General features: G+C 48.9%; 22 protein-coding genes and 1 pseudogene. 15 read left to right on the top strand and 8 right to left on the bottom strand.

All coding sequences use genetic code 11. The features are described from left to right. The 4 genes from AC5OW4_RS08030 to AC5OW4_RS08045 all read right to left on the bottom strand — a co-directional run. Window positions 1-152: PTS system mannose/fructose/sorbose family transporter subunit IID (locus AC5OW4_RS08030; protein ID WP_493676855.1), on the bottom strand; the 152-nt coding region annotated here is incomplete at its 3' end. Between the two features lie 2 nt (window positions 153-154). Continuing rightward, window positions 155-895 carry a PTS mannose/fructose/sorbose/N-acetylgalactosamine transporter subunit IIC gene (locus tag AC5OW4_RS08035; RefSeq protein WP_083538640.1) on the bottom strand — a complete coding sequence of 247 codons (741 nt, stop codon included), beginning with the start codon at window positions 893-895 and terminating at the stop codon, window positions 155-157. Between the two features lie 15 nt (window positions 896-910). Then, window positions 911-1,411: a PTS sugar transporter subunit IIB gene (locus AC5OW4_RS08040; RefSeq protein WP_117894699.1), complete on the bottom strand. Its 501-nt coding sequence runs from the start codon at window positions 1,409-1,411 to the stop codon at window positions 911-913. A 14-nt stretch (window positions 1,412-1,425) separates the two neighbouring features. Then, window positions 1,426-1,824 (bottom strand): PTS sugar transporter subunit IIA, encoded by a 399-nt coding sequence (locus AC5OW4_RS08045; protein ID WP_195395267.1) that lies wholly within the window; start codon window positions 1,822-1,824, stop codon window positions 1,426-1,428. A gap of 345 nt (window positions 1,825-2,169) precedes the next feature. Here AC5OW4_RS08045 and AC5OW4_RS08050 point away from each other — a divergent pair, with 345 nt between their 5' ends. The 4 genes from AC5OW4_RS08050 to AC5OW4_RS08065 all read left to right on the top strand — a co-directional run bounded on the left by AC5OW4_RS08050 (window position 2,170) and on the right by AC5OW4_RS08065 (window position 7,082). Further along, window positions 2,170-3,306, top strand: coding sequence for an SIS domain-containing protein (locus tag AC5OW4_RS08050; protein WP_195395268.1), 1,137 nt, complete (start codon window positions 2,170-2,172; stop codon window positions 3,304-3,306). A gap of 63 nt (window positions 3,307-3,369) precedes the next feature. Next, on the top strand, window positions 3,370-4,140 hold the full coding sequence (locus tag AC5OW4_RS08055) for a GntR family transcriptional regulator (protein WP_195395269.1): 771 nt from the start codon (window positions 3,370-3,372) through the stop codon (window positions 4,138-4,140). Window positions 4,141-4,468: 328 nt separating this feature from the next. After that, the gene (locus AC5OW4_RS08060; RefSeq protein ID WP_195395270.1) at window positions 4,469-5,422 is read left to right on the top strand and encodes a Gfo/Idh/MocA family protein; all 954 of its coding nucleotides are present in this window, start codon (window positions 4,469-4,471) and stop codon (window positions 5,420-5,422) included. 184 nt (window positions 5,423-5,606) lie between these two features. Continuing rightward, complete coding sequence (locus AC5OW4_RS08065) at window positions 5,607-7,082, top strand: MATE family efflux transporter (protein ID WP_195395271.1); 1,476 nt, start codon at window positions 5,607-5,609, stop codon at window positions 7,080-7,082. 317 nt (window positions 7,083-7,399) lie between these two features. Here the strand turns inward: AC5OW4_RS08065 and AC5OW4_RS08070 are convergent, their stop codons facing one another. Beyond that, window positions 7,400-7,999 (bottom strand): pyruvate kinase alpha/beta domain-containing protein, encoded by a 600-nt coding sequence (locus AC5OW4_RS08070; RefSeq protein ID WP_195395272.1) that lies wholly within the window; start codon window positions 7,997-7,999, stop codon window positions 7,400-7,402. A gap of 152 nt (window positions 8,000-8,151) precedes the next feature. On the opposite strand from AC5OW4_RS08070, the gene AC5OW4_RS08075 reads away from it, so the two are divergent. The 8 genes from AC5OW4_RS08075 (at window position 8,152) to AC5OW4_RS08110 (ending at window position 15,553) form a co-directional block, all read left to right on the top strand. Next, window positions 8,152-8,817, top strand: a complete 666-nt coding sequence (locus tag AC5OW4_RS08075) for an HAD family hydrolase (protein WP_195395273.1) — start codon at window positions 8,152-8,154, stop codon at window positions 8,815-8,817. Between the two features lie 83 nt (window positions 8,818-8,900). Continuing rightward, window positions 8,901-9,302: a PTS sugar transporter subunit IIA gene (locus AC5OW4_RS08080; RefSeq protein ID WP_195395274.1), complete on the top strand. Its 402-nt coding sequence runs from the start codon at window positions 8,901-8,903 to the stop codon at window positions 9,300-9,302. Window positions 9,303-9,360: 58 nt separating this feature from the next. Then, window positions 9,361-10,932, top strand: a complete 1,572-nt coding sequence (locus AC5OW4_RS08085; RefSeq protein WP_117894708.1) for a PTS system mannose/fructose/sorbose family transporter subunit IID — start codon at window positions 9,361-9,363, stop codon at window positions 10,930-10,932. A 183-nt stretch (window positions 10,933-11,115) separates the two neighbouring features. After that, window positions 11,116-12,204 carry an SIS domain-containing protein gene (locus tag AC5OW4_RS08090; protein WP_195395275.1) on the top strand — a complete coding sequence of 363 codons (1,089 nt, stop codon included), beginning with the start codon at window positions 11,116-11,118 and terminating at the stop codon, window positions 12,202-12,204. Window positions 12,205-12,225: 21 nt separating this feature from the next. After that, window positions 12,226-12,705 (top strand): PTS sugar transporter subunit IIB, encoded by a 480-nt coding sequence (locus AC5OW4_RS08095; protein ID WP_295768516.1) that lies wholly within the window; start codon window positions 12,226-12,228, stop codon window positions 12,703-12,705. 51 nt (window positions 12,706-12,756) lie between these two features. Further along, window positions 12,757-14,676, top strand: a complete 1,920-nt coding sequence (locus tag AC5OW4_RS08100; protein WP_072685468.1) for a BglG family transcription antiterminator — start codon at window positions 12,757-12,759, stop codon at window positions 14,674-14,676. 14 nt (window positions 14,677-14,690) lie between these two features. Further along, window positions 14,691-15,074, top strand: a complete 384-nt coding sequence (locus AC5OW4_RS08105) for a PTS sugar transporter subunit IIA (protein WP_195395277.1) — start codon at window positions 14,691-14,693, stop codon at window positions 15,072-15,074. Next, window positions 15,071-15,553, top strand: a complete 483-nt coding sequence (locus tag AC5OW4_RS08110; RefSeq protein WP_195395278.1) for a PTS sugar transporter subunit IIB — start codon at window positions 15,071-15,073, stop codon at window positions 15,551-15,553. The genes AC5OW4_RS08105 and AC5OW4_RS08110 overlap by 4 nt, the downstream gene beginning before the upstream one ends. 206 nt (window positions 15,554-15,759) lie before the next feature. Here the strand turns inward: AC5OW4_RS08110 and AC5OW4_RS08115 are convergent, their stop codons facing one another. Further along, window positions 15,760-16,644: an AraC family transcriptional regulator gene (locus tag AC5OW4_RS08115; protein ID WP_493676854.1), complete on the bottom strand. Its 885-nt coding sequence runs from the start codon at window positions 16,642-16,644 to the stop codon at window positions 15,760-15,762. A 153-nt stretch (window positions 16,645-16,797) separates the two neighbouring features. Between AC5OW4_RS08115 and AC5OW4_RS08120 the strand changes: the two genes are divergently transcribed. After that, window positions 16,798-18,759, top strand: a complete 1,962-nt coding sequence (locus AC5OW4_RS08120; RefSeq protein WP_195395280.1) for an FAD-dependent oxidoreductase — start codon at window positions 16,798-16,800, stop codon at window positions 18,757-18,759. Window positions 18,760-18,859: 100 nt separating this feature from the next. Here the strand turns inward: AC5OW4_RS08120 and AC5OW4_RS08125 are convergent, their stop codons facing one another. Together AC5OW4_RS08125 and AC5OW4_RS08130 are read right to left on the bottom strand one after the other, a co-directional pair. Continuing rightward, window positions 18,860-19,930, bottom strand: a complete 1,071-nt coding sequence (locus tag AC5OW4_RS08125) for a nucleotidyl transferase AbiEii/AbiGii toxin family protein (protein ID WP_072685473.1) — start codon at window positions 19,928-19,930, stop codon at window positions 18,860-18,862. Window positions 19,931-19,938: 8 nt separating this feature from the next. After that, a complete protein-coding gene (locus tag AC5OW4_RS08130) occupies window positions 19,939-20,649 on the bottom strand; it encodes a DUF6577 family protein (protein WP_139248657.1) in 711 nt (236 codons plus the stop codon). Between the two features lie 516 nt (window positions 20,650-21,165). Here AC5OW4_RS08130 and AC5OW4_RS08135 point away from each other — a divergent pair. After that, window positions 21,166-21,648, top strand: a pseudogene (locus AC5OW4_RS08135) (HTH domain-containing protein); the annotation flags it as partial. 255 nt (window positions 21,649-21,903) lie between these two features. Beyond that, window positions 21,904-23,123: BglG family transcription antiterminator (locus AC5OW4_RS08140; protein WP_493676856.1), on the top strand; the 1,220-nt coding region annotated here is incomplete at its 3' end.

The raw sequence follows: 23,123 nt of genomic DNA on the forward strand, positions 1-23,123 counted from the left end.
GGATCCGGATAGAGTTTCTGCAGCGCCGGAAGCAGGGCGCGCATGTAGGAAATCCCTTGCTGCTTATCGTAGGTATAACACCCCAGCGCCTGATAGGAACGCCAGAATACCTTATTCAGTTCCTTTTTTGATAATTGAACCGGATTCGTCATGATTAGTCGTCCTCCTCTGCTCTCGGTTTAAATTGATAATAGATGTATGCGCAGACCAATCCCGTCAGTGCGACGCCCATCGTGCCCATTCCCAGATAGGTTGGAAGCAGGAAGCCCAGCGCAAAGAAGCCGGCATATTTCCAATCAAACGTAAATTTCAGCAGAATGCCGATGCCGATCGCAGGCAGGAGCTTGCTGGCATTGGTCAGACCGTAGCGGACGACGCCCGGAATGGAATCAATGACCGCCTGGATCGCGACGGATCCGGCCATAAAGCCCAGGGCGATAACGACAAAGTAGACGATGAAATAAATGATGCCTCCGCCGATTCCAGTCCACCAGATCATCTTGGTATCACAGTTTTCCACCGCTTTGTTCGTCAAGGAAGACAGAACGGCAGAGTTCACCGACGAGATAAACGTATTCATAACGCTGGCCAGCAGCGCGACCGGGATTGCCAGCGCGACGCCTTCCTCGACGGTCAGACCACTGGTGATGACCAGCGCCGAGGCCAGCACGCTGCCGCTGACAACCTCTGTCGGCGCAGCCCCGATCTGAACGACACCGGCCCAGATCAGCTCCAGCGTACCGCCGATGATGACGCCTTGCTTTAAATCCCCTAACAAAAGTCCGACGAGCGTACACAGCCAGATCGGCCGCGCGATCATCTGCTGCCCGAACCAGGATTGTTCGATCCGTCCGTAACCCGCGACAAGACCGACGAGAATAGCTTGTAAAATCATACCCTTTTCTCCTTCTTATTCAAATTTTTTAGCGAAATCCGTAAAATCAACGGCCGGCATTTGCGGAGTGATCTGCGCGAACACCTCGACGCCCTGATCATGAATGCGTTTCAGACACGCGAATTCTTCTGGGGAGGCAAAGACGCCGTCGCTGATCTCCACTTTTCCTTCGGTTACCCGCCCCTTTGTACCGTCGACTTCAGGGCCGACATTGACGCGGCGAATCTCCGGACATTGGCTGACGAGCGCTTCCGCGTCGGCGATGGTGCCGACCGTGATAAAGATTTTCTTCGCTTTGTATTTCGGTCCGTTCAAGCGGTCAACCGCCTTGGCCAGCGTCCAGACATACATGTCCACATTGGCCGGCTTGGCCAGCTTTAACGTCATTGTGTGAAAACTGTCGTTGGCCGCCGCATCGTTGGCAACCACTAAAACGTTCGGCTTGAGTTCCCCGACCCAGGTTACGGCGACCATGCCGTGAACCAGCCGTCCGTCGACGCGCAATAAACTGATCATATTGATTTTCCTTTCTAGTCGTCCTCTTCCCCGCAATGAAGCAACAAGTCGTTCATGTAACAGGTTTGACGACAGGCATTCGCAATGATTTCCTTTAAGTGCAGTCCATCCAGATCGGTTTCTGTAAAAACACATTCCAGAATCATCGCCAGATTCATACCCGTGATCAGATGGAATGAGTAATTACGCAGGTTTTTGAAAAAGATCTGATTGACGGAGCCTCCGTATAAATCGGTAAAGACGATGCAGTTTTGGCCGGCATATTGTTGAAGGATTTTTTCCACCTTTGCTTCAAAGCCGGATTCCTGAACGGTTTGTTCCAAAATGACGATGTTTCGGGCGCCGAAAAATTCCAGCGTTTCCTTCATGCCCGACGCAAGCCGGCCATGGGCGGCGATGATAATTTGATTCATTCGATGTTTTTTCCCCCTTTCAATGGATGAAACTGGATGAGAGCTGCCTGATTTAAACTCAGTATAATCTATAAATATATATTTGTAAATATAAAAATTATAAAAATATATATTAAAAATTATAGCCAACAATAATTACATCCCTAATATAAGACAGATTTGCATGACTTCCAGCATATTTCTGACAAAAAACCGCTGAATATCCCGAATTCTTGGGGAACAGAAATGATTTCCAGAAAAGGTAATTTTCAATAAATATATATTTACTGTTGATTTTGGAACAGATTGTGGTATATTTATGATGAGCTGCCCGATGATTCAAGAAAAAGGAGAACAGAATAAAGCATGGAAAAGGAAAAACTCTCAATGATCGGTCATATTCAGGATACACCCCGGGTTTTAAAGAAGGCTTACGCTACCCGCAATGAATATATGACCCGCTTTGTTGACGCTTTTGTCGAGCATGATTTTAAGAAGGTCTATTTCCTGGGATCCGGTACTTCCAATCATGTTTCGATGGTTATTAAAAATCTCTTTGTCGAGCTGCTGCACGTTGAAGGCGTTGCCTGCGCGCCAACGTTGTTTACCTATCATGAGAATCCGAATCCGTCCGGAATTTTTAAAAAAGAAGAAATCTGCGTCATCGGCTTTTCACAGCACGGCGACAGTATCTCGACCTGTGAAGCGGTAAAAAAAGCTGCGGATGACGGGTATTTCACCATTGCGGTGACCGAGCAATTAAACAGCGTGCTGGAAGAACTGGCTGACGTATACTGTCATTTAGTCTGCGAAGAAGAAGAAATCGGTCCGGAAACGCGCGGTTATACGGAAACCATCTTCCAGTTTTACATCCAGGCCATTGAGATCGCGCGGCGTAAAAAACTGATTGATCAAGCCTATTATCAGCAGTTGGATGAAGCGGCCAAGGCGTTGGCCGACAACCTGGAAATAGTTGTCAATGAGTCGATCGACTGGTATAATCGTAATAAAGAAGAATTTTATCAAATGACAAAATCCTCCATCGCAGGCTATGGTCTGAACTATCCAACGGCGCTGGAATCACGCCTGAAATTCTTTGAAACGTATTCCCGGCCGTGTACCGGTTATGAAATGGAAGAACAGATGCATGGACCGATGCGGGCTTACAATCAGGATAACTATATCTTTATGATCGCTTCCGAGGGCCGGAAAGAACTGGAACGTTTGAAAGAGTTAGTTCCATATTATAAAGACGTCTTCACAAAACATGTATTTGTGGTCACCTGTGAGGAGGATGTGGCAAGTTCAGAAAGAGATCTGAAATTCTCAGTGAAAACGACGGATCTGCTTTCGCCGATTCTCTATGTGATTCCTTTTCAGGTGCTTTCAGCACTGATCTGCGAAGACACGGGAATCGACACGAAGGTCAGTCCGGTCAAAAAGCGTTACGTTTCGTCGCATTATCCAAGCCTCAGACATGGAAATGTGGAAGAAACGAAATAAATAGAACACGGCAATTCTGAGAACAAAAGAATTGCCGAAAGTTTAAAAAGCAGGGGGTAAAACATGCCGAAACTTCCAAAATATGTGGAAATCGTGAATTACTTTAAAGAGAAAATCGAAAGCGGAGAGATTGCCAACGATGAACCGTTTCCGCCGGAAAGCGAGATCTGCGCCAGGTTTTCCACCAGTCACATGACGGTTTCCCGGGCCATGAACGAATTAGCCGTGCATGGGTTTATCAAGCGGATAAAAGGCAAGGGCACGTTCGCAGATGACAAATTCAAGGCGAAGATCAAAAAAAGCTCGGTGCGGACTGAAAGCATTACGGATATGATCCGCAACGCCGGATTGGAACCGTCGGCTGAATTGATTAAATATGGAATTATCAAAGGCAAGGAAGCTCCGGACATCGCCGCTCTGCTGCATGTAGCGGAGGACGACTTTCTGCATTTCTTCATCCGGACACGCTTCGGCAACGGCAGTCTGATCTGTATTTCGTATTCCTATATCTCGCAGAATATTCTGCCGACGATGGATATTAAACGGCTGGAAGGTTCACTGAACCAGTACATCGAAGAATTGGGGATTGAGCGTTCCTACGGATATATGGAATTGGGGGCCTGTCTGCCCAGCGCGGAACAGGCCAAGCTGATCGGCTCCAATCATGTTCCTCTGCTTCGTCAGACAATCCTGTGGAATGTCAACGACGAACCCTTTGAATTAACGACGCACTATTTTGTTGGAGATAAGTTTACGATCACGCAGGATAAGATCACGGCGCGGTCCACACAGACGACGCTGTCGGATCACGCGCGGGAACCGCTGGTCAAGTAAGGACTTTCCGGCAGATCCGTCGGATCTGAATGGATTGTTCTTCCTTCATTCTGCTTCAGATAAAAAATGTAAAAAGAAGGGACGCTCTCATTGAAGGAGCGTCCCTTTAGTTCTTCCGGCTTCCGTACAATCCGGGTAAACGGAACACTTTTGGAATCGGAAGTTCCATAACAAAGTCGGTGAAGAATCGGACATCAATAAGAAATTCAATACAGTCCATGATCAGGAAAAATAGAAAACCGTAAGAAATCCGTTATAAAAATTCACAATTCTCCGCTTTTTCTTTTCCCCGGGCAGGCGTATAGTGATGTCAAAGGAGTGTGAAGTTATGCGATTTGGAATATTAGGTTATGGCGGGATCGCGCAGCGCTTCGTTCATGACAGCGTCCAGGTTGAAGAAGCGGAGATTACATGGATTGCTTCTCAGACCTCAGCTAAGCGGGAAGCGGCGGCCGCGGCGGTGTCGGGCGCGCGGATTGTCGACAACTATCAAGCCTGTCTGACCAGTCCTGAGGTCGACTGCGTTTACATTGCGCTGCCGCATGCGCAGCATAAAGCGATGACGCTGGCGGCGCTGGCGCAGCATAAACATGTCCTGGTGGAGAAACCCGCCGCATTTACCAGCGCGGACTGGGATCAGCTGTGCGCGGAAGCGAAACGTCAGGATTGCTTCTTAATGGAAGCGCTGAAGACGCCGTTTTACCCGACCAGCGCGATCGTCAAAAATCTGATCGAAGACGGGGCTATCGGGCAGGTGACCGGCGCCGATGTCAATTACTGTTACGATTTAAAAGGCCAGACAAAACCGGGCTGGTACATTCTGGATCCTCTTCAGGGCGGCGCGCTGTACGATATCGGCAGCTATCTTTATTATTTCGTGCTGGATCTGTTTCCGGACCTGACGCCGACTCTGACCGTGACGGCCCAGCTGCGCGATCACATCGACGTTCACTTCCAATGCGAACTGATGACGGCCAGCGGCGCGCGCATTCTGACCGAAGGCGCGATCGACCGTGAACGTCCGCGTGAAGCTGTGATCCGGGGAACGGAAGGCACGCTGCGGATTCCTTACTATTACCGGGCCGAGGAAATCATTCTGGAAAACGCCCGGGGAATACAGACGATCCGGCCGACGATTCAGTATACCGATCTGGCGGGGGAGATTGCGGAAGTCTGCCGCTGTGTTGGCAACGGCTGGCGGGAAAGCCCGCTCTATCCGCAGGCCAAGACCCGGGAAGTGCTGGCACTGATGGAAGCAATCCGCAGCCAGTTTCCCCATTGAAATCATGGGAATCAAAGTGTGCGAAGACCTTCGTTTCTAATCCGCAAACAATAAAATCTTTTGTTGATTCAGCCCAGAGGAGAAAAAAAACTTCACCAGAAATGGTGATTTTTTTCAGCTTCTGCCGCTGAACTGGACTTTCTATACTGAAGGAAGAACGAAGGTCAGAGCGGAGGGGAAAGGGATGGATAAGCATCAGGAATCAATGAAACACTTTTACCGGCAGGCCCTGAATCTCTGTCTGGCGATGATCGCGCAGCAGCTGATTCTCAACCTGATCACGATTATTGACAACGTGATGGTCGGCCGGTACGGCGATCTTTTCGTTTCGTCGGCCGCGATTGTCAACCGCCTGTTTACGGTGCCGAGCAGTTTCCTCAACGGCATTCTGGCGGGCGGGGTTGTGTTTCTCGCCCAATATGCCGGAATTGATCAGCCGCAGCGGATGACTCAGACGTTCCGTTTTTCCCTGGCGGCTTCGATCGCGCTGTTGTTTCCGTTTATCCTGGCTGGCCTTGCTTTTCCGCAAACGCTGATCCGGCTGTTTTCTTCCGATCCGGCGCTGGAAGGCCCGGCAGCGGTCTACCTTCAGCTGCTGGCGCTGTCGATGATTCCTTATGTGCTGTCGCAGGCGATTACCAATGCGATGCGGGCGATCGGTCAGGTGCGCCTTCCGCTGTGGGGCAGCTGCGCCGCCGTCATCGTTAAGATTTTGGCGAATCTGATTTTGCTGGAGGGGATCCCTGGCGGCATGTTGGGGGCGGGTCTGGCGATGCTGCTGTGCCGGTGTGCGGAAGCTCTGATCATGATTGTCCTGATGAAACGCTCGCGGTGCGTCTATGCGCAGGCATGGAAAACGATTCCGAAAATGCCGCGATCGCTGGCGGTTCAGATTGGGAAAACAATGCTTCCGATCGGATTGAACGAATTATTCTACGGCCTGGGGCTGGCGATGTTATTTAAAGGCTACTCGTCGTTCAGTACGCCAATAACGGCCGGATATGCCATTGCGATGACCTACTATGAGCTGTTCCGGGTGCTTTTTCCTGCGGCCGGCACAGTGCTGACCATTCTGGTCGGTCCGGTTCTGGGACAGGGAAAGAAAGCGGAGGCCAGGGAGGTCGTGCGGCGTGTGTTCAAGCTGGCGCTGGGACTTTCCGTTGCGTTTGGAATCCTGATTGATCTCTGCCGCTGGACAATCCCGTTGATCTACACAGGTTCTGCGCTTTCGCTGCGGACAGCGGATGAGCTGATGCGGATCATGGCGCTGTTATTCCCGCTGGCGACCGGACATTTTCTTGTGTATTTCGTCTTCCGCAGCGGCGGGGACAGCCGGTCGATCTTTCTGATCGATTCCCTGTTCATGTGGATCATTCCGATTCCTTTGTTGATTGGATTAACGAGGGGAACTAACTTGCCGCTGACTGCGGTTTACTGCTTGGTGGAAGTCAGTTATGTACTGAAATGTCTGTTAGCACTGGCTTTGTTGAAAAAGGAACGATGGCTGAACAATCTGACCCAGCCGGAGGTTTCTCAAAAAGAGATGTCGGCTTCGAAGCGGGAAATTGAAAATGGCGACCCCGCAGTACCACAGACAAACCGGATCGAAGCGCTTGAGGAAAGTCCGGATGCTCCAACTCCGAAAATCTCGCAGCCCTAATCGAATTCTTTTTCTTCTATTCGGAAAGTGCATCTCAAAAGAAAGAAGAAAACGATGACTTTTAAGAGTACTATTCCGCTAAAGAGTTTTAAAGTAATGGGATTCATCGTTTAGGTGCGCACTGAAAAAGAAGGAGGATTAGGGAGAAAAAATTGAAAATGACCAATACGGTGAACGAGAAAAATGATAAAAATAAAGCAAACTCAAATGCGTTGAAATTAAGGCGGATGAATTGTATAATTAACTCATTAGAGGCTTATAGCGTTCTCTGAAGGCAAAACCTTCTTCATGAAAACGATAACGTGTTCTGACCGGGTCTATGTTGATGAATTTCTTCCTGAAGACCCGGAGTCCGGCATCAGCGCGGGCTTGCAGAGAATCTCGTGAATCCGGGTCGTGAGGATGGAGGCAGAATAGCCCGGCGTGATCACAATGGCAGTATCCGCTCCGCTTGCGGTTCCGCCCAGAGCTACGACGGGTTTTCCCCATTCGATCACGTCGGCGTCGAGCGCCATCACCGCACATTCAAAACAAACCTTGACGCCCTGACCCAAAGTCCGCAGTGTGGCGGCCATGATTTCCAGCGGATAAATCCCGCTGAACTGACGGCTCAGTCCCCGTTCCCCACTGCTTAACGCGTGGCCGGCGGTGACGATTACGACGCCCTGAGCTTCCAGTTCACGTTTGGTTTTTGCGTCCATCCGGTTGAGACCGCGAGCTTGCACGTCGGTGACGGAACGGACGTCGATCAGTTTTCCGGTAAATCCCTGTTTTCGGGCTTCGGCGATGACGATTTTGGCGGTCGCGCCGGAGGATGAGGCGAAGACGAGATCGGTATTCAGCTGTTTGGCTTTGCGGATGCCCTCGGCCACCGCTGCGTTGGTGTTGTGAGGTCCGGGTTGAGCAAATAAAAGCATGATTGATCGCTCCCTTCTGTTTCTATTATAGCGGATTGCCGCACAGAAATCAGGGGGAACGCTGCACTAAGCTTGGTGATCTTTTTCCGTTTTTGTTCCAAAGCACAATCTTCCTATAATAAATCCGCAGGAACACAGAAAGGAGGTTGAAGATGGAGAAAATCGTCATCTTTGATATGGACGGCGTGCTCGTCGATACCGAACCGGTTTATTACAAACGGCTTGAAGATTTTCTGATCAGCCGGGGTTATGCGTTTCCCCGCGCGGTGCTCGACCGGCTTGTCGGCGAAAGCAGCCGCAAAACATTTTCGATTCTAAAACAGGCGGATCCAGCATTTTATGATAGTGAGGAAACCTATCGCCGCGATTACCGGGCGTACCATCAGGGGCAGCGGATCGCGTACCGCGAGCTGGCGAATCCTCACGTACATCAAACGCTGAATCAGCTGAAAAACACCGGCTGGCGCCTGGCTCTGGCGTCCAGCTCGCCGCGCGCCAACATCGAACAAGTGCTCCGGGAGCTCGCGATCCTGCCCTTGTTTGAAGTGATCGCCAGCGGCAATGATTTCCGGGAAAGCAAGCCGAATCCGGAAATCTATCTGCACGTCGCCGCCGAGCTTCACGCCAAGCCTCAACAATGCACCGTGATTGAAGATTCCACCTACGGCATTCAGGCTGCCATCCGCGCCGGCATGCGCGTGCTGGCCAAGCGCGACCAGCGGTATGGATTTGATCAATCCCCGGCCCACGCCTTGTTTGACGATTTGGCGGAAATCCCGGCGCTGCTGGAAGGCCGCCCGGCTGATGCACTGCACTAGAATTAGTGAAATTAATTGAGTAGTTAATGATTACAAAGCTTTCTATAATGGCATTGAAAAGGACGAATGGAAAGAGGAATAATGTGAAATATCTGATCGCGAGTCATGGCGAATACGCCGCCGGACTGACCAGCGCGGTGTGCCGGCTGGCAGGCGAAAATCCGGACGTGACAGCCCTGTGTGCCTATACCGACGAAACGCCTCTGGAAACCCGCATGCAGAAGATCATGGCGGGGCATGAAGCGGAAACCTGGATTATCATGACCGACCTGCTGGGCGGCAGCGTCAATCAATACATGATGCGCAGCCTGCTGAAGCCCAACTGCCACATCCTCGCCGGGGTCAATCTCGAATTGATTCTCAACGTGCTGAAACTGGAAGAAACAGACGATCTGGCTGCCGATCTGCAGCGCTGCGTCAGCGAAGCGCAGAGCCGGATCTGTTATGTTAATTCATTTATTCAAAAGAAAGGAAGCGAGAGCTGAAAACAAACCGACAGGCCCACCGCATCACAGACCAAGGTTAAGAAAGGGGTAAACACTTATGTTACTAAACGCACTGCTTCTGTCGTTGATCTATCTCGTGTCGCGAACCGATATGATCAACGGTTACATGATGCTGACCAAACCGATCGTTCTCGGTCCGCTGGTCGGCCTGGTTCTGGGGGATCTGCAAGCCGGAATTCTGATCGGCGCCACGCTGGAGCTGGCCTTCATCGGCGTCATGAACATCGGTATTTCGGTATCCATGGACGTTTCCATCGCGACGATCGTCGGCGGCGGACTGGCGATTCTGTCCGGTCAGGACGCGGCGTTCGCGCTGACCATCGCAATTCCGACCGGCATTCTGTTCAATATGTTAAAAACCTTCATCCGCGTCGTCATGCAGTACTGGATCGTTGAGATGCAGAAAGCCTGCGAAATCGGCGATTACAAGAAGGTGGAACGGTATCACTGGCTGACCTGGTGGCTGTTCAGCCTGATCATGATGATTCTGGTCTTTGCCTCCATCTATTTAGGCACCGGCGCAGTTCAGGCGGTCGTCGATTTCATCCCGGAATGGATCTACAACGGCTTAAAAGTCGGCACGTCGATCCTGCCGGCACTGGGCTTCGCGATGCTGCTGAATATGATCTGGACCCGCGAAATCGGCGCGTTCTACTTCATCGGCTTCGTGCTGTCAGCCTTCCTGGGCATGACCAATACGGGCGTTGCGATTCTGGGCGCAGCCTTCGCGGTGATCGCCTTCTTCTTCATCAAGTCGGAGGACAAGGAAGCGGCGGAAGAGGAAGTCACAGATGAAAAGCGCGAAACCAAGCGTTTGAGCCGCAAGGCGTTAATGGGCGTGTACTGGCGCGCGCATACGCTGGAAGCTTCGTTCAACTATCAGAATTATCAGGGCTCGGGTTATTGCTACGCGATGATTCCGGCGTTAAAAGAACTCTATCCGGATAAGAAGGATCTGGCGATGGCGCTCAGCCGTCACTATGAATTCTTCAACACGACGCCGCAGGTATCGACGCTGATCTTCGGTATCTCCTGCGCGATGGAAGAAGAAATCTCAAGCAATCCGGATCTGGCTCCGGCTTCGGTCAACGCTGTCAAAGCAGCGCTGATGGGACCGCTGGCCGGCATCGGCGATTCGCTGTTCCAGGGCACCTTCCGCGTCATCGCGGCCGGCGTTGCGGCGCAGTTAGGCTTACAGGGCAACGTGCTGGCGCCTTTCGTCTTCATTCTGCTCTACAACGCACCGCATTTCCTGGCCCGCTGGTATCTGATGTGGAAGTCGTATGATTTCGGAAGCAAGTTTATCAACAAGATCTACAAGTCGAACATTATGGACAAGCTGACGCTGTGCTTCGGCATCCTGGGCCTGATGGTGATCGGCGCGATGACGATGTCGATGGTTTCGGTTTCGACGCCGTTAGTCATTCAGTTTGGCCAGATGGAACCGTTAGCGCTGCAGTCGCTGTTTGACGAAATTCTGCCGGGCCTGCTGCCGCTGTGCATTACGTGGGCGACCGCCTGGCTGTTAAAGAAGCAGGTCAACATGCTGCACATCATGATCGGCATGTTCATTCTGGGCATCGTCTGCAACGTCATCGGCATTCTCTAATCGTAGTCTTCAAATTGCTTATGTCTTCCTGTCCCTTGGACTGAAGCGTCCGTCTTAAATCAAGTTTAGCGCGTTTTAAAGCGGCAGGACAGGCAGACCGCATTGCACAAGGAGGGGAACAAGGCTTTTGCGAAGGGCCTTGCTTCCTCTTTTCCATGAAAAACATAAGGAGGAATTGTCGAAATGGAAACGATGATGGGTTATATTGAAGAAAGCGCGGCGCAGTGCCGCCGCAACATCGAACAAGCTTCACAGCTGGTGCAGCCGGCCGTCGATCTGTATACGAAAAAGGAGTACAACCGGATCCTGATCATCGCCTCCGGATCTTCCTACAACGGCTCCTGTCTGGCGAAATACTTTGTCGAAAAGGTTCTCAAGGTCAGAACGGAAGTCGTCACTTCGTTTACCTTTAATCATTATGAAACGATCTTTGACGAAAAGACGTTTGTCTTCGGCGCAGGTCAGAGCGGCCGTTCGACCAACACCAACGACGCCCTGCAGAAAGCCCGCGATCATGGCCTGACGGCGGTCGGTTTGACCGGCAATGTCGAGAGCGTCATGAAGGAGCATTGCGATCTGTGCCTGAACTGGGGCATGGGGATTGAAAAGATCGGTTTTGTCACCAAGGGCGTTGTTACACTCGGTTTATATTACATGTTGTTCGCGATTGAAGCGGGCAAGGCCAAGGGTCTGATCAGCGCGGAGGAAGCCGCCGGATATTATGAACAGCTGAAGCTGGCCTGTGACATGATGGATCAGACGGTAGAGAAAGCGAAAGTCTGGTATGCCGCCAATGAAGCAGAGCTGACCGACCTCAAGCGCGTGCAGATTCTGGGCTATGGCCCGAATCACGCCGTTGCACTGGAAGGGGCGTTGAAGATCGCGGAGACGACCGGCCATGCCGCGACCGCTTATGAGATGGAAGAATTCCTGCATGGACCGTCGATTGAAACCAACGCTGAGCGCACGGTGATCATCGTCGATTCGCTGGGACAGCCGAGCGACCGCGCGGTCAAAATGTACGAAAGCGTCCACGAACTGACCTCCCGCGTCTATCTGATCACCAACCGCAAGATCGACGATCCGAAAGTGCTGACGATCGATCATCACCTCGACGAACATTTCAGCGTCCTGTTCAACGTTATCCCATTCCAGGTGATCTCCGCGATGGGCCGCGACAAATGGGTCAATCCGCTGGACGAAGCCCGCAAACGGATGAACGACATCATGGGCTCCAAAGCGCCGAAAACCGGCAACGAAGTCGGCTTGTAAAAAACAAGGAGGAACAAGCGAATGATAAAATTACTGCGTGTTGACGACCGTCTGATCCACGGCGCGGTCGGATTTTCCTGGACGAAGCAGCTGTCGATCACCATGATCATCCTCGCCAACGACGCGATCGCCAAGGATGATTTCCAGAAAATGACGCTGGATATCGCCAAGCCGCGGGGGACAAAGCTGGTCTGTGAAAGCGTGGAGAAAGCGAAGGCGCTGATCCGCACTCACTTAAAAAGCAGCACCAACGTCATGGTCATCACCAACAACATCCCCGACGCCGCCGACATCCTCACCAGCATCCCGGAAATCGGTTCGCTGAATCTGGGCGGAATCCGCAAGAACGCTGAAACGAAGGAGAACCTGATCGGCGCGATCGCGGTGTCGCAGAAGGATATCGAGCTGTGCAATAAGCTGGTCAGCGACGGCTTTGAGGTCGAGCTGCGCCTGATTCCGGATGGGAAGAAGACGTACTTCAAGGATTATAAGCTGCAGTAGCACATCATGCAGGGGCAACCCTGCATTCTTTTAAGAGAGGAGGGGAAGCGGATGGAATACATCAGCGACCGCCTGGAACAAATTTTGATTTTGCTGGGGGAAGCCTCCCAGCCGCTGACCAGCGCCCAGCTGGCGGAAAAGGTCAAGGTGTCGGCGCGCACGGTCAAAAAAGACATCGGCGAGCTGAACGCGATCCTCAAGGACTACGACGCGGCTATTCTGGCCCGGACCGGGGTCGGTTACCAGCTGTCGGTGGGCGATGAATTTCTCTATAATCAGTTTCTGACGGAGCTGAAGCGGCGTGAGCTGCGAACCGCGCAGACCGTGCCGAAGTACCGTTACGAACGCGTCAATTACATCGTGAAGAAGCTGTTGACGGTGGATTATTATCTGACGATCGAGGATTTAGTCGACGAGCTGTATATCAGCCGCTCCACGCTGACCGCCGATCTGAAGGAAGTGCGGGAAATCTTCAAGGACTACAATCTGGAGCTGATTTCCCGGCCGAATTATGGAATATTGTTAGTCGGGGAGGAAATTGCCAAACGGCTGTGCATCGCCGAATATTTCTTTCACGCCAATGTCTCGACAGGCTATTTTGCGGCTGACAACGCGATGTTTGTTTCCAGCACCAATCAGAATGAAATCCGGTTTGTGCGCGACCTGTTGGAAGAAATTATGGAAAAATACGGCATTCACATGTCCGATCAGTCGCTGCAGAATTTCGTGATCCACATCATCGTCTCCATCCGGCGCTGGAAATTCTACAATTACGTAAAAATTGAGAACGGAAATCTGGATGAGTTTCGAACGAGCGTCGCGCGGGAATGGCCGGCGGCGCAGGATTTGGTGCAGCGGCTGCAGGACAAGCTTGAAATCTTATTGCCGCAGGAGGAGATTCTCTACTTCGCGCTGCATTTCAAGTCCAAGCACATCACGGAACTGGACGAAATTACCAGCGAGGAAATCGAACAGGTAGAGAAAACACTGTACGATATTTACCGGATGCTGCAAAAGCGCTTCGGCGTGATCGCGATCAATAAGGATCGCTACGAGGAATATCTGCGGATGCACATCCCGGCGATGGTTGCGCGGCTGCGCAGCGGTCTGGTCATGCGCAATCCGATGATCTATGAATTCCTGAATAAATATTTGTTTTCCACTCACATCACGATGATGATCAGCGATATTCTGGAACAGAATTTCAACGTCCGGATGAATAAAAATGAATTTGCCTATCTCGTGCTGTATACCAATCTGTTGTTCTCCACGGAGAGCCGGCCGCACGGCGCCAAGATTTTAGTCGTGTGCGGACGGGGCCGGCCGGAAACGATCACGCTGATCAATGAGATCAACGAAAATCACGCGGCGCTGGCGAACATGATTGAGATCTGCGACGTCGGCGAGTTGGAAAATCATGATCTGCATCAGGCGGAACTGATCCTCAGCACGGTGCCGCTGCAGGCATCCTATCCGGTGCCGTCGATTTATATGGACGGCCGGCTGTCGTATGGCGAACAGATCCAGCAGTCGATCAAGCACAACCGCCTGTCCTTCCGCAAGCTGGCGCGCTATTTTTCCCCGCGCTATTTCAACGGCAGTCTCAAGGGGAGCGTGCGCGACGAGGTGTTCCGCGAGGTGGCTAAAGCGTTTGACAACTGGAAAGAGATTCTGGCGATGTTTTGGGAAGCGGAGCATATCCTGTCACATGAAACGACCAAAGGCGTCGTCTTCCTGCACACGTTAAAACCTTTGCCGGAAAGCTTCATCTATATCGGTTTTCTGAAAAAGCCGATTATCTGGAACAAGCTGTGGGCACAAGCGGTCATCTTCGTCAACATCAACGGCGATCTGGATTCGCTGCGGCTGGGCTATGATTTCATCAGCGAGATGATCAACGATCCCCGCGAACCGTTTTCAGGGAAAATCACGGAGTATGAAGATTTGATTGAAGTGTTAAGTAAAAATTAGAAAGGAGCGGGCACATGCGATATTTGATTGCCGGACATGGCGACTATGCCCAGGGCGTGGCCAACACGCTGAAATTTTTCAAGGATGATCTGAACAACGTGGATCTGCTTCCGTACAATAACGATTTTGAACAACAGCTGCAGGCGTATCTGGACCGGCGGGATCCGGCGGAGCCGTTGTGCGTCGTGACGGATCTGGTCGGGGGGAGCGTCAATCTGGAAGCGATGCGGCAGCTGCGGACGCGGGATTTCTATCTGATCAGCGGAGCGAATATTTCGTTGTTATTGGAAATGTTGTTTTCCGAGGTGAGCGACGGGACGCAGATCGAGGAGATTGTAAACGCGGCGAAGGATCAGATGGTTTATGTCAACGCCATGATGGGAGCGCGGTCTGAATGATCCGGCAGGTCAGCGTGGACGATCGCCTGCTTCATGGACAGGTGGCGTTTTACTGGACCAGCTATTACAATCTGGATATGATTCTTGTCCTGAACGACGAGGCGGCAAACGACGAATTCACCAAGATGATTCTGGGGCTGGCGAAGCCGCGCGAGGTGCGCTTACAGATCGCGGAGGTGGAAGCGGGCTTTGAGATCGTACGCAGGCAGCTGGAATCGCGGGAGAACGTGCTGATCATCGTCGGCAGTCTGTTCGACGCCAATCAGGTGTTGGAACATTTTCGCGAGCTGAAAACGCTGAATCTGGGCGGCCTGCGGATGCGCCCCAACGGGAAGATCCTGAACGAGCGGACGGCGCTGACCAGCGAGGACATCGCGATCTGCCGGCGGTTATTAGAACGGAAGATTACGATCACGGTGCGGCATTCGCCCGAGGCAGCGGAAAGCTTGTTGACGGAGAGTGTGCTGAAGCAGCTTTAGAAGTCAGGATCAGACAAAGCTATCCTGAGCTTTTAACCGAGGCGTTTTTTGCCAAAGGATTTCGCATCCCCGACCGCGGAACAAACGGCGAGGACAGGCAAATGATCGAGAACGCGATCAGCCAGCGGAGGCAGCGCAAGCTTGCTTCATTTCAGTCGGGAGAGAATGCGGCCTCTAAAGATATAAAAAAATCAGGGTTTCGCGGCTTAAGCGCCGGAGCCCTGATTTTTAAAATGCTTTCTGAACTGCGTCGGGGTTACCCCCAGCGCGGTTTTAAAGGTGCTGCAGAACAAATAGATGGAGGAGAAGCCGGTCGCGTCCGCAATCGCGGTGATCGAATCATCTGTTGTTTTCAGCAATTCCTGGCTTTTCTGCAGCTTAAACTGCAGGATGAACTGGCTGGGCGACTGCTGGACGAGCTTTTTAAAGCAGCGGTATAAATAACTCTGCGAGACATGCGCGATTTCGCACAGCTTGTCGACCGTGATATTTTCGCTCAAATGCTCCTGCAGATAGCGGACGCATTGGTTGAATACCGTTTCCTCGCTGGAGCGGATATGCGGGGAAGCTGCCCGCTGATGATCACCTTCCTGCCGCAGAATCCGCAGCCGCAGCATCAGGCTTTGCAGAAGCAGGACTGCTTCCAGATAATAACCCGGCTCCTGCTCGTTGACCTTTTTAATCGTGTGCTGCAGCTGATGCACCAGCACTTCGTTGATCGTATCGTGCAGCACCAGAATCTGCGTCAGCTCCAGCGACTCGATAAACCGTGCGATTTTATGCACCGGCTGAACGGTAAAATGGAGAAAGAAAAACTCGATTGTATCTTCGCCGACGGAACTGACCGTATAAAAGGCGTTGATCGGCACGATCAGCAGATCGCCCGGCCCGACCTGGTATTCCTGATCCTCAACGATAATCCGGCAATGTCCATGCAGGAAGAACGGGATCTTGAAATGGTTCATGAAAATGCTGTGATTGATCAAAGGCGGCTTCTTGGAAAACCTTCCTATTTTAAGAATTTCATAATCAAATTCTTCTTCGATTTTGGAGAAATTATCTTTCTTTATGGGCGTATAAATTGAATTCATTCCACAATCACCTCAGTTTCTGTTGAATTAAGTATAACATAGATTTCCATAATGCAAAAATGAAGGTTCTGAAATTCTTAAAATCAGGAGTGAATTTGATATTGTGAAAACATTATTAAATGATAAACTTACAATCAGAAGGGAAGGAAAGAAATGAAGAAAACAGTAGCCTTATGTTCAGCCTTCTTGTTGATGGTTTCCGCGATGAGCGGATGCTCAACATCCAACAACAAGCCTGCGGAACAACAACCGTCAGCGCCGGCTACGGCGTATGATGAAGAGAAAACAGCCGACGTCATCGTCGTAGGCGCAGGCGGAGCGGGGTTATCCGCTGCGATCGCGGCCACCGACAACGGCGCGCAGAACGTCATCATTATTGAAAAGACAAACCGTACCGGCGGGAATCTGAATCTGACGTCCGGCTCGATGTCTGCGGCGGAAACCTCGCTGCAGAAAGAAGCCGGCATCGAAGACACGAAGGCTTCCTTTGTGGAAGACATCATGAAAAACGGCGCTCAGCTGGGCAACCGCGAACTGATCGAAACCTTTGTTAACGAAGATACCGACATGTTCGAATGGATGCTGGAGCACGGGTTAGCCGACAACGAATTCTCGTTAGACAAAGCGACCGGCGGCAAAGCGGTCTTCGCGCCGGAACATCAGTTATATTCCGTTCAGCGGACCTACAAACCGAAGGCCGACGACAAGGAACATTATTCCAGCGCCGCGCATGAGGTGCTCGATCAGTACATCAAGACGCTGGACAACGTTACGATTGATTTCAACACCGACGGCGTGAAGTTGCTGGCGAACGACAAGGGTCAGGTCTTAAGCGTTGAAGCGGTTACCGAAGACGGCAAGACGATTAAATATACTGCCAACAAAGGCGTCGTTATGGCGACCGGCGGTTATTCCGGAAACTTCAAGCTGATGGGCAAATACGCGGAACACGGCGCGGATTACCTCAGCTCTACAACCTCGATGGGCGAAGGGCTGCGGATGATGCAGGAAGTCGGCGCCAACGTCGATGAGACAGCGATGAGCTACATCCCGACGTTCCCGATGGGCGTGCAGACAGGTCCGCAGAGCGGAACGATCGGTTCCACTTACACCTGGAAGGCCGGCGGCATCTGCGTCAATCAGGAAGGCAAGCGGTTTGTCAACGAACAGGAAGCGCGCGTCGATGTGCGTGAAGTCGCGCTGGAAGAACAGCCGGGCGCGGTTCAGTATGATATCTTCACCGACAAGATCGTTGCGGATCTTTCTGCAGCCGGCGGCGATATGATGTATCAGCTGTATTTCAATCCGGAAACCGGACGGGCGAAGAACCTGGTGAAGTCGGCGGCGACGCTGGAAGACCTGGCCGCGCTGATCAACGTTCCGGCGGATGCGCTGAAGGCTACGGTTGAAACTTACAACAAAGCCGTCGACGGCGAAGCTGAAGATGAATTCGGACGCAGCTTTGACGCGACGCCATCCGCTTACAGCCTGGCGGTCAACAAGATCGAAGGCGACAAGTATTATGCGATTCCGTTAAAAGCGTTGGTTGTGATGACGCTGGGCGGCGTTTCGATCGACACGCAGACGCATGTTCTGGATGAAAGCGGCAACGTCATTCCGGGTCTGTACGCGGCAGGCGAATGCACCGGCGGCATCTGGGGCAAGTTCGTTTCCGGCGGCACCGGCGTCATGGGCCCGATCACCTTCGGACGGATTGCAGGCCGTACTGCAATGACGGACACCTTGGCGGAAGGCTATACCGTGAAAGCGGCATCCAACCTGTTCGACGCTTCCTTGTTTGAGAAGGAAACGGCGTCCGCGGATCGCTTCGATATGAGCAAGACGCTGAAAGACGGCGAATACACGGCGACGGTCGAAGGCCAGGAAGGTCAGATGACAGTCAAGACGACAATCGCAGACGGCAAGATCAGCGCGGTTGAAATCGTTGAACAGCATGAAACAGCGGGTGTCGCCGATAAGGCGATCAGCGATCTGCCAGCGGCGATCGTTGCGGAAAACTCCGTCAATGTCGACACGATCTCGGGCTGCACGCTGTCCAGCGGCAGAATTCTTGATGCGGTCACCGACTGCCTGAACCAGGCTTCCGCACAGTAATTCAAGTTTACCTCAAGAAAAAAGACAGAATGATCAAAAGCGATTGTTCTGTCTTTTCTTATAGTATGAATGGGAAAGAGTTTGCAGCGGATTCAGTTTATCAACTCAATGTTTTCTCCCAAAGTAATTGCTCTAAATCCATTAAATTCAAAGTCTCGCATAGATAACCAAATGCATCGAAATTAAATTTTTTGAGATAGAATAATGTTTTCAAAGGATCAGGTAACTTTCTAATTTCTTTGCAATTCACTAAATTAACGGTTTTTTCAAATTCATGATCCGTGAGTAAGCATCCGCAAAGATATAAAACTTTTGAGGCTTGATCTGCAGCAATATCCGGGTTATATTTGTAACCCAATAGATGTCCTTTTATTTTTCGTATCCCTTGTAAGAATAATTCATAATCATTCTTAAGTATAGAACCTTTAGCCATAATACATAGACAAGAACGTATCGTATCAATTAAACAGTCTTTATAGTGAATGTTCAAATTTCTGAATCCAATTTCCATTTCTGCTGTTTTGATGTAGGTTGCTTTTACTGCGTGAAAGTCCTCAAGTTCATCAAATAAACAAGCAATGTCGTTTAATTGCTTAATAATTTCTAACTCTTTATCCACACCAAATGGAATTCCTATTGTATAGGGAGCAAATGCCGTTAATTTATCTCCTAGAATACAATCCACAGTGGGTATCTTTACAAAAATGTTGGGTTGTTTAACATTCAGAAAACGATTTTCGATATTTCTCTCTAAAAGCTTAACATATGGACATTCCTCAAAAACGACATCTAAAATGATATTAGTATTTGTTGACTGGATAGGTGAGTCATAGTAGAAACGATAATGTCTTTTCTCAATGTTGTTTCCGCCTCTTCTGATATTCTCCTCCATGTGCTTAAATGGAAAAACTTGTTCTGCTTTATGCAAATATTCATTTAAATCAGTATTTGGTTCCACGATGATGTCAATATCCGTAGATAATCGTTTAGGATTATCCAAAAGTAATAACAAACATGTCCCGCCTTTGAAAATGAATGGCATTTTCACTCTCGATAAGGCTTCAAGTAATCCGAAGGCAAAGAGACATCTTTCTACAAGATTGCGGTCTGCTTTTATATCCTCGGTTAAACTTTGAATATAGTTTTGTGTATAAATATTGGTATCAATCATTTCCCCCGTTATCCTTTCACTTTATTTAATAGTTCTTTTATTTTTTTTTCTGCATTTCTCCTTCGCGCATAACGCAGAATTTTTTTTACATCAATGTTATATTGCTTAAAGCAATATTCATAGATGTCAGCAGTCTCTGAATTGTTAATCAGACCTGAAGTGAACTTATCAGCGACCAAATCTACTAATAATTTTTCTAACCTTAGTTGATGTGGAGTATCCATGTCGTATGGAGATTCAGTAATCAGTTTCTTAACGACAATCGTACCCCATTCAGCATACCTATAGAACTCCTCAACAGTAGGTGTTAATTGAACTTTAGAATACTTTTCTTTTAAAATATCAAAAAACGATTCAACAAAAGAAGATTCTACCTCAATGACGTAAGTCTTGTTAGCAAGTAAATGATTCAGAAACTCATTTAATTGAGAAAATTCCCATACTTGAAAGTTAATTTCTGGATATCGTTCTTCTAAAAAATCATGAATTTCTTTTAATTCCTGACTTAACTGATAAGTGTAAGTTTTTTTGTTGGTAATGACTGTGTATTGATCTTTATCTATTTTTTTAATTAAATTCTGTCGCAAATATCTCTCTAATAAAGAGCTAAGATTATTAAAATTAAAATCAGGATTTTTTTGCCTAATTACTTTTCGTAAATCTTTACGGCTAAATTCTCTTTCATCTCGCATAGAATCGATGATTTCATAATAAATCAAGACCATCACCTCCAACGTGATATTTTGGCAAAAATTTAAAATTTTGCCGATAATTCATCTACTGACATATTATACCACAAAATAGAATGAAGATAACTATCACGTGGAAAATTGGCAAATTTTTAAATTTTTGCCAATTTTCCACGTGGATCTTGTGTTGAGTAAATACCTCGTTGCTTGAAGTGTCCTGCTGCCAGTAGTAAAGAACGTGATTTTATGGAAGTTTAGGCCAGGAAAAAGCTTTATTTGGTATCAGATTATTTATCAAAATTGTTTACTGTTTACTGTTAATCAACGCAGAAGTTAAATGATATTGATGTCTGTAATTGAATTTTCATCTTTATATGCTTCTACTATAGTTCCAGATATTTTATTTTATAATAAACTAGGTAAGCTGTTGAAATTCCCTTTGTCAGAAAGCTTTGTAATCATTTCCAGAAATTAACAGGTTGCTTTGGTCAGGGAATTTCGTTACACTGTAAATAAAGCCGGGATAAATTCGAAGAGGCATAAAAAATGAGAAATGAACGGATAATCTATCTGATTATGAAGGAAGATAATTACATTACAGCGAAGCAGATTTCTGAGATTATGGGAATCAGTCGGAAATTAGTGGTTCAGTCAATACAGGAAATTAAAGACGAACTTCCGGAATATGGCGCCCTGCTTGAAGTGAAAAAGGGACGGGGATATCGTATCCAAATTCATGATAAAACGAATTTCGACGCTCATTTTCAGATTCCGCTGACTCAGAACATGATTAAAACACAGACTTCCGACAGTCATTCTGAACGTGTCATTTTTCTCTGCCGTAAATTATTATCCCAGGAAAAGCCGATTACCATCAGCAGTCTGGCAGCCCAGATGTATCTGTCCAAGGGCGCGATTGAAGAAGATCTGAAGCAAGCGTATGAACTGCTTGCCGACTATCAGCTGTCCGTGGAAGCCTGGCAGAATAAAGGCCTGATCGTCATCGGGGAAGAGAAAAACAAACGGTTTGCGATTACTGATCTGATTGGAGTTTATTATAATTTTTATCTGTTAAAGGAAGTCGATCCGGATTACTGGCGATGGATTGCCTGCGAAAATGATGAAGCTTCAAAAATCAGACATCTTATCTACGATGTTCTGCAAAGCTGTCATATCCGGATCAAAGATATCAACGTTCAGAGAATTACAGCCTATCTGATTGTAATGCGGCATCGCTGTTCGGCCTGGTATCCTTTATATTTGACTGACGAAGAGAAAGTTGAAATGCGGACATGGCCGGAAATTCAATATGTTCACCTGCTTTTTGATCAGCTGGTAAAGGAAAATCCGGATTTTTGCGTAGATGAAGATGAAAGAGGGATCGTTGCCCAATTACTCCGCATCAGTCAGGAGACTGCTGGAACTTCCGGTTTTCTTTCCTCGCCAGAACTTTGCAGCCGTGGGTATCAGGTTATCCACGCAATAGAAGAACATCCGGTTAATCCCTGGATTCGCATGTTAATCACGATTGAAACACTGCATGGAGCATTGATAAACCTGATATGCAAAGCATTATTCCGCAAGCAATGGAACTTGCCGGAAAACGGCCATTTCATCAATCAAATTACCGATATTGTCGTCTTGAACTCGCCGATTTGTTATTATGCTGCATGTAAGCTCGCCACCCTCGTTAAAGAAGAAATCCATTATTCATTCAGCGTGGAAGAAATCACAAAATTAGTTCAGATTATTTATCATGAATGCGAACAAATTGAAATTCCGCACCGGCAATTAAAAATGCTTACACACTGTGAGAACGGTATGGATATGGCGGAGCTGATGATCCAAAGATGGAACCGACTTTTCGGTGATTTCATCGAAAGCAATCAAGCTGTTGAGCTTTATGAGGTAAGAGAATTAGCGCGGAAGAATTACGACTGCATTTTACTTCTGACTTTGGATTTTGCATATAAAGAAACGATTCCGCCGTTTTTTACAGCGTTTATTCCTGACAAAGACGATATCAGCCAGTTTATTAACGATTACATTTTGCCTTGTTATGAGTTGGAATTTTATCTGCCAGACAAGGAGAAGATCTCACTTCATGAACACAGCGCGTTCAAAAGTGAAGCGCAGTTCATTCACCAACTCGCATACAAAGTCTGCCTGCAGATAAAAGAAGGAAAACTCCTTGAGAAGCAGTTAAAGCAAGATTTTCTTTCTTCCTTTCTCGTTTTAAACGAAGAAGTCATCGTATTGCTTGGCGATCAGGAAATCGTTAAAAAAGAAATTTTTCAAATTCACAGGTTTAAACATGCCATCCGCTGGAAAGGCCGAACGGTGAAGACGATTTGTTTCGCAGTTCTGGCTCTGGACAATCCTGTCAGGATGAAACTTCTGGAAATTTTATGCCGGAAACTCAGCGCAGGAAGAATTCTTTCCCGTTATGAGGTAAAAAGTAAAGCTTTGATTGAAGCCATGGAGCATGCGGTCAGAGCGGAATT

This window comes from Holdemania sp., assembly GCF_986127675.1.